Origin of the sequence: Saccharothrix texasensis, assembly GCF_003752005.1 — a bacterium.
GTDB classification, from domain to species: Bacteria; Actinomycetota; Actinomycetes; order Mycobacteriales; family Pseudonocardiaceae; genus Actinosynnema; species Actinosynnema texasense.
The window spans coordinates 8,222,124-8,233,867 of the sequence record NZ_RJKM01000001.1; the positions used below are offsets into that span (position 1 = coordinate 8,222,124).

Below are 11,744 nucleotides of genomic sequence, written 5' to 3' on the forward strand. Positions count from 1 at the left end.
GCCCCGTCCCTTCCTCGAACTCGTTGCCGCCTGGTGTCCGCTCCCACGCGTCCCGGTGCGCCGGTGGCGTGCGCACCTCCGGCCGACCGCCGGAAGGAGAGTCCTTTGTGGACTGCACTGGTGTCGGGCCACCCCTTCGCCGTCCGCGGGGAAGGGGCTTGTCGGCGGCACGCCGTTCCTCCCTCTGGCGCAAGGTTACGCCGGCGCCCGGGGGCGACCCCCGTTCGTAGGTTTTGGTGACCTGTGCGGTGCTCCATACTCGCGTTCGGCGCGGCGGCCCCCTGTCACCCTGCCTCGGCCGCCGGCTCGTCTGGAGGTCTGTCGATGAAGGTTCTGGTAGGTCTTGTCACGGCGGTGCTGTTACTCCTGGGGACCAACGCGGCGGCTGCTCAGCCGACCGACACCACGCCGTACTACTGGCAGGTCCCGGGAGCCGGTGAGCACGTGTTGCAGTCGGCCGGGTTCGACGTCGAGCACGGCGTCGACGGCGCCGTGCAGGTGGTCGGCGACCAACGGGTGGCCGACCGGCTGGTCAGGCTCGGCTACCGGCCGAGCAGGTTCGACTCGGTGTACAAGCCGGTGGCGACCGGCCGGTCCGCGGACATCGGTGTCCAGACGTTCTACGGCGGCTACCGGACGGTGGCCGAGCACGAGAAGCACCTGACCGACGTGGCGGCCGCGTACCCGGCGCTGACGCAGGTGTACGACATCGGTGACAGCTGGCGCAAGACGCGCGGCCTGGGCGGTCACGACATCAGGGCCATCTGCATCACCAAGAAGCAGTCCGGCGACTGCTCGCTGAGCCCGAACTCCGCCAAGCCCCGGTTCGCGCTGATCGCGCAGATCCACGCGCGGGAGCTGGCCACGGGCGAGCTCGCGTGGCGGTGGATCGACCACGTCACCAAGGGGTACGGCACGGACGCCGAGGTGACGTCCATCCTGGACACCACCGAGCTGTGGGTGGTGCCGATCGTCAACCCCGACGGCGTGGACATCGTCGCGTCCGGCGGCAACCAGCCGCTGATGCAGCGCAAGAACGCCAACAACACCAGCGCGTCGTGCTCGGCGCCGAGCTACGGCGTGGACCTGAACCGCAACTCCACGTTCAAGTGGGGCGGCGCCGGCACCAGCCGCTGCGGCGAGACCTACCAGGGCACGGCCGCCGGTTCCGAGCCGGAGACCAAGGCGATCGAGGCGTGGTTCAAGCAGTTGTTCCCCGACCAGCGCGGACCGGGCGACACCGAGCCCGCGCCGGTGACCACCAAGGGCGTGATGATCACGGTGCACAGCTACGGCAACCTGATCATGCCCCCGTGGGGCTGGACGTGGAACGCGAACCCGAACGCGACGCAGTTGGCGGCGCTGGGCCGGAAGATGGCGGCGTTCAACGGGTACACGGTGGTGGCCGAGGGCGACACGACGGGCACGACCGACGACTTCACCTACGGCAACCTGGGCATCGCGAGCTACACGTTCGAGATCGGGTCGGGCAGCGGTAGCTGCGGCGGGTTCTTCCCGCAGTACTCGTGCGTGGACAGCTTGTTCTGGCCCAAGAACAAGGGCGCTTTCCTGACGGCGGCGAAGGCGGCGAAGGCCCCCTACGCGAGCTGACCTCACATCGGGTCCGCGGGCGTGGTCCGGCACGACCACGCCCGCGACCGCTCCTCCCCGTCCACGCGTGCCCGGCGGTCGGGTGAATAACTTGCGGGTTATCTGAGCATCCTGGTAAGGACTTACAAGGTCGTGCTCTCACCTTGCCCGAGAGGACTGCTCATGATGCGAGGAAAACGTGTCCTGCTCGTCCTGGCCGGCGCCGTCCTGGCGTTGACCGGGATCACCGGGCCCGCGTCGGCCCAACCGGATCCGATCACCGCCCTGGCCGGCAGCGGGACCGTGAACGACCCGTGGGTGCCGATGCGCGAAGCGCACACCACCTGTGAGTCCACCACCCTGTTCGGCAACTACTACGGCGGCGTGCACCGGGACCCGATCGTCGTGCTGCCGCGCGGCACGTGGATCGGGGTCCGCTACATCACCGGCGACGGCCGCTCCGCCGACGTCCTGTGGCACAACCACAGCCAGTGGGGCTTCATGCTGCGCAGTTGCTTCGCCTTCGACTGACCCGACGAACCGCGAGGAGCACCCCACCATGCGCACACTCCGCTTGGCTGCCGCCGTCACGGCGCTGACCGCCGCGGCCACCCTCACACCGGCCGCCTCCGCGGCCCCGGTCGACGCCCAGACCGTCCGCCAGGTCTGCGCCCGGGACCTGTACGTCCGCGCCACGGCGGCGGGCGTGGTGATCGGCACCCTGTACTACGGCGAGAACTTCGACGTGCAGCGCTACTCGCCCAGCGGGCAGTGGGTCTTCGGCCACGCCTACGGCAACGTCCACCAGGACGGTTGGGTCCAGAACGGTTGGTTCTGCTGACCTGTCACGCCCACCGCCGCCACCGTCGCGCGACTCGCGCGACGGTGGCGGCGGTCCCAGGCTCACCACGCGGGTCGGTTGAAGAACGCGCCGGTCCGCCGACCCGAACAGGGCAGCGAACCTGAACCGGTCCGCGGGGTCGTGGAGGAGCCGCCCCGCGAGTCACCTCCCCCCACGACAACGCCCCGTGATCGGTGGTAGGAACCAGGGAGAGGTGAGGAGGCGTCCGGTGGTCGGGGTGCTGGTCGTGGGAGCGGGGATCGCCGGGTTGACGACTGCGTTGAGCCTGCACGCGGTCGGGTGGCGAGAGGTCCGGGTGATCGACGCCGCGGTGCGGTTGCGGCCGGTCGGGGCGGGGCTCAACGTGCTGCCCAACGCGGTGCGCGAACTGGACGCGCTCGGCCTGCTGGAGGAGCTGTCCCGGGTCTCGGTGTCCACCGCCGAGCTGCGCTACTACCACCGCGGCGGCGACTTGATCCTGCGCGAGCCGCGCGGTGCGGAGGCGGGGTACCGCTGGCCGCAGCTGTCGATCCACCGCGGGCCGTTGCAGGCGGTGCTGCTCGATGCCGTGCGCGCGCGGCTCGGCGCCGGGGCCGTCACGACCGGCCTGCGGGTCGTGGACCTCGACCGGCGCGCCGACGGGCGGTGGCGGGTGGTCACCGCAGGGCCATCGGGCGCGCGTGAAGTGTGGGAGACCGACGTGCTGATCGGCGCGGACGGCATCCGGTCCGCGGTGCGGGAACTTCTCCACCCCGACCACCCCGGACCGCGCAGGCGGATGGGGCTGCCCATCTACCGGGGCACCGCGGACCGCGCCCCGTTCTCCGGCGGGCGCACCATGCTCGTCGGGGGTGACGAGGAGCGCAAGGCCGTCGTGTACCCGCTGACGGCGGCCGCACCTGGCGGCGCCGCGGTGGTGAACTGGGCGGTGGTCGCCCCCACCCCGCGAGACGCCGAAGGCATCGTGGACTGGAACCAGCCGGTGCCCGCGTCGGTGTTCGTCGACCAGCTCGCCGGCTGGCGCTTCGCCGACGTCGACGTGGTGGACCTGATCCGCGGCAGCGACCAGGTCCTGGAGTACCCGATGGCCGACATCGACCCCCTGGACAGCTGGTCGGTGGGCACCGCGACGCTCGTGGGCGACGCGGCGCACGCCATGGTGCCGATGGGGTCCAACGGCGCCACCCAGTCGGTGCTCGACGCCCGCGCGATGGCCCACCACCTGGCCGCCGCCGCCGACGACCCGGCCGCAGCCCTGATCGCCTACGACCGGCTGCGCCGCCCGGCGGTGACCCGCATCCAGCGCGCCAACCGGGAGTACGGCCCGGAGGCCGTGGTCAACCTGGCGCACCGGGCGGCGCCGGGCGGCTTCGACGAGCAGTCGCCGCCGTTCTCGCGGCGCGAGCTGCGAGAGCTGATCGACGGGTACGCGGAGATCTGCGGCTTCGACGTGGCCGCGGTCAACGCCGGCACGCCGTTCGGCTCCACCACCGGCTGACCCCGCCGATCGGCCCGCGGTGCCCGGCCGTCACGGTGACCTGATCGACAGGGCGTGGTGGAAGACGTCGCGCGGGTCCCAGCGGGCCTTGACCCGTTGCAGGCGGGGGTAGTCGGTCTTGAAGTACAACGTGCGCCACGGCACGCCCGAGGTGTTCCAGCGCGGGTCGGCGAGGTCCACGTCCGGGAAGTCGACGCCCACGCCGTCGGTCGCGGTGTCGGGCACGGGCACACCGCCGGTGGTGGCGTAGAGGTCGCGGTAGAACTCGCGGACCCACGCCGGCTGGTCGGCGTCCTGCTCCCGGGCGGCCCAGAACGAGGTGAGCCAGGCGCGCAGGACCGAGTCGCGCTGCGGCACGGCCGTCTCGTACGGCGGCACGGTGTTGATCCTGCCCCCGTACGAGTAGAGGAACACCGCGCCGATGCCCGTCTGCCGCCCGTCCGCCAGGTACCGGTAGCAGGCCGCGACCTGCTGGTCGGTCCACGCCCGGCTCAGGAACGCGTCCGCCGACTTGGTGCGGTTCACGCCGGAGGTGCCGAACCCGTCGCCCAGGGTGGCCTTCAACCGGTGGAGCAGGCGATCGACCGGCTCTGCCAGGTGATCGCCCACGACTTCGCGACCCACCGCCCGCGACCTGCGCGGAGCGCGGGTGAGCCGTGCGGCGCCTTCACCACCACGGAGGAACGACGGCGACCTGGTGGCCGAACTGGCGAGAGCACCCCGAAGCGAGTACCGGGACCCAGGGCTGCGACTCACCCACCCGTGGCCCGCCGACCGCCGACCGTCGTGAAAAGTCCACTGGCTGATCCCGCTGCGCCATAATCGAACGGTGAAGCGCAAGGCGGCGCAACGCCAGGATCGTGTGGAGCGCGCGCGGCTCAGGACTGTGAGCAGCAAAGAGGCCAGGGCTGCGATCAACCGTCAAGGGCGGGAAGCGCGTGCGCGGATGGCCGAACAGGGTCAAGAGGCTCATGACCTGGCCGCGACGATCGCTCCCTGGTTGGGCATGGCGTGGCAGTACGGCTCTCCCGGTGGGGGCGATTTCCGCCACGCCGATCACCGCTACCGAAGAGGCGTCGCGTCCGACGTCGGAGAAGCTGCCGGCCATGCCCGTCCAGAGCTTCGTTCTGCTCTTGAAGATGTCGTGTCCAGGCTGCACGAGTTGCGGGCGGAGTGGAGCGCGTGGAGCTGCAAGGATCACCGGCACCGTTCCGCTCCCCATGACGGGCTCTGCACTTCCCGCGCTCTATTCGGTCGAACCCTGGCGGACATCGAGATCGGCTTCAACGAGGTCATCGGGTTGGCGATGTACCCGGTGCAACCGGACAACCTCTACGGGGGTGGTGAACTCGAGAAGGAGGTCAAGCGAATCCACCTGAAGCTCCGCGGGCTCGCGGAGAGGTTGTCGAGAGGCTCCGTGGCCCGTCCGGTGTCCGAGATGCGACCGCCCCGGTACGCACGGCTCCGAGGTGGCGTGCTCGAGCGCCTGTTCAGGGCCGACCTCGACGCTCAGGTCGAGGCGGGACACTCTGTGCGGTGCGGGTTGAGAAGAGGTGATGTGGCGCTGAAGGAGGCAGGGGTTTGGCACGATGCCACCGCCGCCTTGTTGAGGCGCGGTCTGGGTGACGAGACGGCACAGGGGTTCGAATTCCAGACGAAAGGGGCTCGCATCTGCAAGATTCCGAAGATCGACCGGGTAGCTCTCGGCTCCGCTCATCTGGAGCTGGGCTTGGTCTACTTGGGTGAAGTGCGGGAGCGCTTGTCCGACTACGCGGAGGCGGCCGGGCAGCGGCTCCCGCCGGGTGCCGGGTCCGGTGTGCGAAACAACGTCGACGGTTCTGTCGGGAATGCCGTGCAGGCGGGGATCATCTACGGCGACGTGCGCTTCTACGGCAGTGCGCCGGATGGTGGGCGATCCGGCTGAACCCGTGTCGGGGACCTGGCTGCGCGACCGGTGGGGAAGGTCGACGTGGCTGCTCCGCGCCGGCGGGTCAGTGCTCGTAGAAGTAGCCGGTCACGTCGACCACGAGGTCCAGGCTGCCGTCGCTCCCGTTGTAGAACCCGGCCGTCACCTGCTCGGTGACGGCGAGGTTGTTGGTCACCGCGCCGGGGGTTCACGACCTTCGCGTTGAAGATCACCGCGGTGGGGCCGAAGTCGAGCTTCGGCGCACCCTGGTCCAGGGTGTACTGGGTGTTCGACCTGCCCGGCGGCGCTCCGTCCGGACCGCCGATGCCGCCGCGGGTGTCGACCGCGCGGATCGGTGACACGGGCACGAGGTAGCTCTTGCCGAACCGGGCGAAGTAGCCGATGACGTCGATGACCACGTCCGTGGTCGCGTTCGCGTACAGGTTGATGTGGCCGTCCGCCGAGGGGACGATCACCGAGTTCGTGGTGGTCGGCCTCGCCGAGTAGTTGAGGCTCGACGTCTGCGGGTTGGCCGTGCCGGAGGGGTGGACCGTCAGGTGCCCCGGTGCGCGGGGGCCGACCACGACGACGGTGAGCAGCGCCGCGGTCGCCTGGCCGGGCACGTCACCGGTGTAGTGGCCGGCGACCCGCTGGGTGAACGTCTCGCCCGCCACGACAGGTCGGGGTGACACCGCGCCGAGGCCGTTGCGCGTGTCGAGCAGCCGGCTCGGGTGGACGGGGGTGAAGCCCTCGGCGGTCGCGGCCTTCGCGAAGTAGCCGGTGACGTCGGAGATCAGGTCGACGGTGCCGGGACTGCCGTTGAACAGGTCGACGTGGCCGGCACCGACCGCGACGGTCGTCAGCCCGGGCACGGTCCCGCTGGCCCGGAAGTCCACCACGGACGCGGTGAGCCTCGCCTGCCCGGAGGGGTGGGCGGTGAGGTACCCGTCGACCGTCGTGCCGGTGACGGTGAGGTTCATGGCCACCGCCGTCACGTCGGCCGGAACCCCGTGGCGGCCACCGACCGCGAGCCGCACGGTGCTGTACGGCGCGACCTTCCGGACGGGCGCGCCGACACCGGTCCTGGTGTCGAGGAAGCGGGTCGGTCCGTGCTTGACGTAGCCGGAGCCGAGCGTGGCGACGCTCGTGGTCGTGGTCGCGGTGTTGCCGCCGGCGTCGGTGGCGGTGGCCCGGACCTGGTACGTGCCGGCCAGGTCGTACCGGTGCTGGGACACCTCGCCGGTCACGGTCTCGGTCTTGCCGTCACCGAAGTCGAAGGTGGTGGCGGCGATGTTCCGCGGACTGCCGCCGGGGTCCGCGTCGAACACCACCGTCATGCCGCCCCGCCTGCTCACGGTCAGGCCTGGGTTCAACGTCCCGCCGGCGGGCACGACCACGAGCGGCCAGGAGCGGGCGGTGGTCAGCAGGGACTCGCTGGTCGCCGTGATCGTCGGAGCGGTGCTGCCCGTCGGCCGCCGCACGGCGCCGCCTTCGAACACGATCGGCGCGTCGGCGGTCCCGGACCGGGTGATGGTCACGGTCTCGTCCTGCGTGCCGGTGATGTCGACGACCTGGCCGGGTTCGACCACGTCGGCCGCCGCCTGCACGGTGCAGAACGGCGTGGTCGCGCTGCCGTCACCGGCGTCGGTGCACGTCGCGATGTCGCACACGTGCAGCGTGGTCGCCGCGGCCTGCGCCGTCGGCGCCGGCGTCACTGCGGCGAGAACCGCGAACGCCGCGGCGGGGGCGGCTCGGGCATCCCTGCCGCGGGACCGGCGTCAGTATGAGCGAGGCACCTCCAGCGCGACCGGGTACCGGGCAACCGGGTGCGCCGGTCGGGCGGCGGTGGGTGTAGTCGGTCGAGGCCCGTCGAGTGGCACGGTCCCGGAGCGGGGTGTCAGGCGTGGGAGACGAGGAAGACGACTTTGCCGCGGACCGCGCCCGACGCGGCCTGGGCGTGGATCGCCGGCAGCTCGGTCAGCGGCACCCGCCGGGCCACGTCGACCCGCAGGTCGCCGGAGTCGACCAGCGTGACGAGCTTCGCCAGCTGCTCGGCGTCACTGCGGACGTAGAGGTCGATGCCGCGCACGTCGCGGTCCTCGTCGGTCGGCGCGGGCATCCAGACGGTCGTGTTGACGACGACTCCGCCGGGACGGACCACCGTGACCAGCTCGGCCAGGACCGCCGGGTCGACGGGCGCGAGGTTGAGCACCAGGTCGACCTGCTCGGTCACCGCGGACAGCACGCTGGTGGTGGTGTGGTCGACGACCTCGTCGGCGCCGGCGGTCCGCACGGCCTCGGCGCTGCGCGGGCCGGCCGTGGCGATCACGTGCGCACCGGCCCGCTTCGCCAGCTGGACGGCGTAGCCGCCGACCGGTCCGCCCGCGCCGTTGACCAGCACGCGCTGCCCGGCCTCCAGCCGACCGTGGTCGAAGAGCGCCTGGTAGGCGGTGAGGCCCACCACCGGCAACGCGGCGGCGTCGGCCAGCGGGATGCTCTCGGGCGCCGGGGCCAGGGCGGTCGCCGGCGCGAGGACGTAGTCGGCCGCCGCGCCGGGCTTGGTCATCGGCAGGAAACCGATCACCTCGTCACCGACCGCGAGGCCCTCGACGCCTCCGCCGAGCGCGTGGACCGTGCCGGCGACGTCGAGGCCGGGGGTGTGCGGCAGGTCGACCGGGATCGGGCCCCGCATGACGCCCAGGCGGATGTTGCCCTCGACGGGGTTGAACGTCGTGGCCGTGACGCGGACCAGGACCTCGCCGGCCGCGGGGACCGGCTGCTCGACGTCCTCGTGGCGCAGGACCTCGGGGCCGCCGAACTCGTGGAAGCGGACTGCCTTCACGGCTGCTCTCCTTCACCATGTGCTTCGAAGTCGAAGCATCTGGACCTGAGCATAGAACTGCTTCGAATTCGAAGCAAAGTGATGTGCGGCACGTCCGGCACGGGGCGGCCCCGATGGCACGCCCGGCGGGCGACCGATGGTCCTTCGAATTCGAAGCAGTAGACTGGTGGCATGGCCGACTCGCCGCCGTCGCTCGACCCCGTCCAGCTCGGCGCGTACTTCGACCTCGTCGAGGTGACCAGCCTGCTGCGCCACGCGGTCGAGCAGCAGCTGAAGGAGGCCGGCGAGCTGAGCTACGTGCAGTTCCAGCTGCTGGCGCGGCTCGGTGACTCGCCCACGGGCAGCCACCGCATGACCGACCTGGCCGACGGCGTCGTCTACAGCCGCAGCGGCCTGACCTACCAGGTGGCGCTGCTGGAGAAGGCGGGCCTGGTCGAGCGCACGCCGTCCGCCGACGACGAGCGGAGCGTCACGGTCACCATCACCGACGCCGGACGCGCGCTGCTCGCGGCCGTGCTGCCCGGCCACGTCGAGGTCGTCAGCAGCCTGCTGTTCGAACCGCTCTCCCGGGCCGACGTCACCAAGCTCGCCGCCCTGCTGGCGCCGGTGCGCGACCACATGCGATCCACTCCGCCGCGTTCGGCCGCGCCTCGCCGCCGCAAGGGCTGACGTCGCCGCACCGGGACGCGGTCACCTGACGGACACCTCCCAGCCGTTGGCCAGGGGGCAGTGCTGCGCCGCCCGGTCCACCAGGGTGCGTCGCTGCGCGTCATCGGTGACGTTCGGCAGCTCCACGACCAGGCGGGCGTCGAGGTCGTACCGCTGGGCGCCGTGCGCGCTCAGCGACACCTCCGCGCGCACCGCGCTCCCTTCCGTGTCGTGCCCTCCGGATGACGCGGTCAGCACCAGGCTCTGGTGCAGGCAGGTGGCCAGGGCTGCGGCGAAGAGGCGTTCCGGGTCCCAGCCGTGCCCGCTGCCACCCAGTTCGACCGGCTGGGTGACGGCCAGTGCGGTGCCCTCGGCGTCGTCGACCTCCACGCGGCCGTCCCGGGACACCGCCGCGGTGCTGTAGAGCTTCGTCATGTCCGTCGTCCCCAGCCTGTTCGCGAATCGTCGCCGACGGATAACCCGCCACTCGCCGGTCAACCGCGGGAGCCGTCGGACCACCCTGCCGTGTTCGCGGCGCGCGTTCGGGTACTCGACGGGAGGTCCCGAGAGGTTGGAGTCGTCGTGCGGGTGGTCCGGTCGGGTCGGGTGGACGTGGGGGTGTTGCTGCGGCGACTCCGGCGTCGTGGGCTCAACTACGACCCGGCGGAGGTGCGGCGTCCGGAGTGGACGTTCGACGTGCACCGCCACCTGCTGGGGCGGGAGGCGGTCGGGCCGCCGGTCGAGGGCGGGGTGTGGTGGCGGGCCAAGCCCCTGGTCGCGGCCTACGAGTTCAGCCCGCCCGAGATCGTCCGCGCGTACTACGAACCCGGTTCGGAGCTGTCCGGTCGCGACATGCTGCTGGAGGCGCGACTGCCGGGGGTGCGGTTCCTGATGGGCGTGCGGGTGACCGGCGTGCGGGAGGAGACCACCGCGGAGCGGACGCTGTGGGGCTGGGGGTACGAGACGCTGGAAGGGCACCTGGAGCGGGGCCGGGTGGACTACGCGTTGGTCAAGCACCACGCCACCGGCGAGGTCGAGTTCGTCGCGCGAAGCCACTCGCAATTGCACCCGCGTGCGCCGTGGTGGATGCGGTGGGGATGGCGGTGGTTCGGGCGGCGCGTGCAGTTGCGGTTCTACCGGCGGGCGGGGCAGCGGTTGCGGCGCCTGCTCCACGACCCGGTGGCCGTCGCACCGGCCACAGTGGAGCGATCCCCCGGTCGGGGGGTGAGCCTGCCCGATCCGCTGGGGTGAGGTTGCGGTGTCGTCCGACGGGTAGTCCAAGCCGACCGGAACGGTCCGATCGGACGGGGACGTGTCGTGAAAGTCGTGATCACCGGAGCATCGGGCAACGTGGGCACCGGCCTGCTGCGCGCCCTGGCCGCGGACAGCCCGGACCACCGGGTCGTGGGCGTGTGCCGCCGGCCGCCCGCGGACGGGGTGTTCGAAGGCGTGACGTGGCAGGCGTGCGACCTGGGGGAGGAGGGCGCGCGCGACGTGCTCGACCGGGTCATGGTCGGCGCGGACGCCGTGGTGCACCTGGCGTGGATGTTCCAGCCGGTCCGGCGGGGTGTGCGGCTGCACCGCACGAACCACAAGGGCACCGCGGCGGTGCTGGACGCCGCCCGGCGGGGCGGTGTGCCGCACGTCGTGCACGCCTCGTCCATCGCCGCTTACCGGCCCGCGGGCGACCGGCCGGTGGCGGAGACGTGGCCGACCACCGGTGTGCCGGGCTCGGTGTACGGCGCGGGCAAGGCGGAGGTCGAGGCGGCCGTGGACCGCTTCGCGCGGGAGAACCCGGACATCGCGGTCGCCGTGGTGCGGCCGACCCTGGTCGCGCAAGGCTCCGCCTCGGCCAGTTTCCTGGCGCTGTTCTTCGACCCCCTGGTGCCGCGGTGGCTGATCCGGCTGCTCGACGACGGCCGGGTGCCGCTGCTGCCGCTGCCGGCGGCGATGCGGGTGCAGCTGGTGCACGCCGACGACGTGGGCGACGCGGTCGTGCGCATCCTGCGCCGCCGCGCCACGGGCGCGTTCAACCTCGCCGCGGACACGTTGACCGCGGCCGACCTGGCGCGGGTGGCGGGCGCCCACGCCGTGCCGGTGCCGGGAACGGTGATGCGGGCCGGCGTGGGAGTGCTGTGGCGGCTGCGGGCGATCGGCATGTCACCGGGCTGGTTCGACGTGGGCACCTGCTCACCTCTGATCGACACCACGAGAGCCCGCACCGAACTGGCCTGGACGCCACGCGTGAGCAGCACCGACTGCGCCCGCGAGCAGCTCACCGGCCTGGCCGACGCCACCCCCGGCCCGACCCCGGCCCTGCGCCGCGACCGGCTCCGCGACGACGAGCGCGCCGACGCGTTGACCTGACGACGGCACCAGGGCGGTGGGTCGGCCGATGTCCGAGGCGGGCGGCGAGGGC

At 72.1% G+C, this 11,744-nt stretch carries 12 protein-coding genes; 8 read left to right on the forward strand and 4 right to left on the reverse strand.

From position 1 onward, the window contains the following. Positions 1–324 precede the first annotated feature (324 nt). The 4 genes from EDD40_RS36945 (at position 325) to EDD40_RS36960 (ending at position 3,929) form a co-directional block, all read left to right on the forward strand. Entirely contained in the window at positions 325–1,611 is a 1,287-nt protein-coding gene (locus EDD40_RS36945) for a M14 family zinc carboxypeptidase (protein ID WP_123746983.1), read from the forward strand. 165 nt (positions 1,612–1,776) lie between these two features. Next, positions 1,777–2,121 carry a hypothetical protein gene (locus EDD40_RS36950; protein ID WP_148089037.1) on the forward strand — a complete coding sequence of 115 codons (345 nt, stop codon included), beginning with the start codon at positions 1,777–1,779 and terminating at the stop codon, positions 2,119–2,121. A 28-nt stretch (positions 2,122–2,149) separates the two neighbouring features. Continuing rightward, the gene (locus EDD40_RS36955) at positions 2,150–2,431 is read left to right on the forward strand and encodes a hypothetical protein (RefSeq protein WP_148089038.1); all 282 of its coding nucleotides are present in this window, start codon (positions 2,150–2,152) and stop codon (positions 2,429–2,431) included. 214 nt (positions 2,432–2,645) lie between these two features. Further along, positions 2,646–3,929 carry an FAD-dependent monooxygenase gene (locus EDD40_RS36960; protein ID WP_170185341.1) on the forward strand — a complete coding sequence of 428 codons (1,284 nt, stop codon included), beginning with the start codon at positions 2,646–2,648 and terminating at the stop codon, positions 3,927–3,929. Positions 3,930–3,959: 30 nt separating this feature from the next. Here EDD40_RS36960 and EDD40_RS36965 read toward each other — a convergent pair whose 3' ends face one another. Then, positions 3,960–4,553, reverse strand: coding sequence for a BBE domain-containing protein (locus tag EDD40_RS36965; RefSeq protein ID WP_211348324.1), 594 nt, complete (start codon positions 4,551–4,553; stop codon positions 3,960–3,962). 205 nt (positions 4,554–4,758) lie between these two features. On the opposite strand from EDD40_RS36965, the gene EDD40_RS36970 reads away from it, so the two are divergent. After that, positions 4,759–5,853 (forward strand): hypothetical protein, encoded by a 1,095-nt coding sequence (locus EDD40_RS36970; RefSeq protein ID WP_170184876.1) that lies wholly within the window; start codon positions 4,759–4,761, stop codon positions 5,851–5,853. Here the strand turns inward: EDD40_RS36970 and EDD40_RS44525 are convergent. Next, entirely contained in the window at positions 5,817–7,550 is a 1,734-nt protein-coding gene (locus EDD40_RS44525; protein ID WP_123746989.1) for a PKD domain-containing protein, read from the reverse strand. The genes EDD40_RS36970 and EDD40_RS44525 overlap by 37 nt on opposite strands. Before the next feature lie 182 nt (positions 7,551–7,732). Beyond that, positions 7,733–8,677 (reverse strand): NADP-dependent oxidoreductase, encoded by a 945-nt coding sequence (locus EDD40_RS36980; RefSeq protein ID WP_123746990.1) that lies wholly within the window; start codon positions 8,675–8,677, stop codon positions 7,733–7,735. A gap of 171 nt (positions 8,678–8,848) precedes the next feature. Here EDD40_RS36980 and EDD40_RS36985 point away from each other — a divergent pair, with 171 nt between their 5' ends. Continuing rightward, positions 8,849–9,346, forward strand: a complete 498-nt coding sequence (locus tag EDD40_RS36985) for a MarR family winged helix-turn-helix transcriptional regulator (protein WP_123746991.1) — start codon at positions 8,849–8,851, stop codon at positions 9,344–9,346. Between the two features lie 21 nt (positions 9,347–9,367). Here the strand turns inward: EDD40_RS36985 and EDD40_RS36990 are convergent, their stop codons facing one another. Further along, entirely contained in the window at positions 9,368–9,760 is a 393-nt protein-coding gene (locus EDD40_RS36990; protein WP_123746992.1) for an OsmC family protein, read from the reverse strand. A gap of 147 nt (positions 9,761–9,907) precedes the next feature. Between EDD40_RS36990 and EDD40_RS36995 the strand changes: the two genes are divergently transcribed. Next, complete coding sequence (locus EDD40_RS36995) at positions 9,908–10,576, forward strand: DUF1990 family protein (RefSeq protein WP_123746993.1); 669 nt, start codon at positions 9,908–9,910, stop codon at positions 10,574–10,576. 75 nt (positions 10,577–10,651) lie between these two features. Beyond that, positions 10,652–11,692: an NAD-dependent epimerase/dehydratase family protein gene (locus EDD40_RS37000; RefSeq protein ID WP_170185342.1), complete on the forward strand. Its 1,041-nt coding sequence runs from the start codon at positions 10,652–10,654 to the stop codon at positions 11,690–11,692. The last annotated feature ends 52 nt before the right edge of the window (positions 11,693–11,744 follow it).

What these genes read in the sequence shown, in the direction of transcription:
- EDD40_RS36945 (WP_123746983.1), top strand. Translation starts at nt 325, where the DNA reads ATGAAGGTTCTGGTAGGTCTTGTCACGGCGGTGCTGTTACTCCTGGGG.
- EDD40_RS36950 (WP_148089037.1), top strand. Translation starts at nt 1,777, where the DNA reads ATGCGAGGAAAACGTGTCCTGCTCGTCCTGGCCGGCGCCGTCCTGGCG.
- EDD40_RS36955 (WP_148089038.1), top strand. Translation starts at nt 2,150, where the DNA reads ATGCGCACACTCCGCTTGGCTGCCGCCGTCACGGCGCTGACCGCCGCG.
- EDD40_RS36985 (WP_123746991.1), top strand. Translation starts at nt 8,849, where the DNA reads ATGGCCGACTCGCCGCCGTCGCTCGACCCCGTCCAGCTCGGCGCGTAC.
- EDD40_RS36990 (WP_123746992.1), bottom strand. Translation starts at nt 9,760, where the DNA reads ATGACGAAGCTCTACAGCACCGCGGCGGTGTCCCGGGACGGCCGCGTG.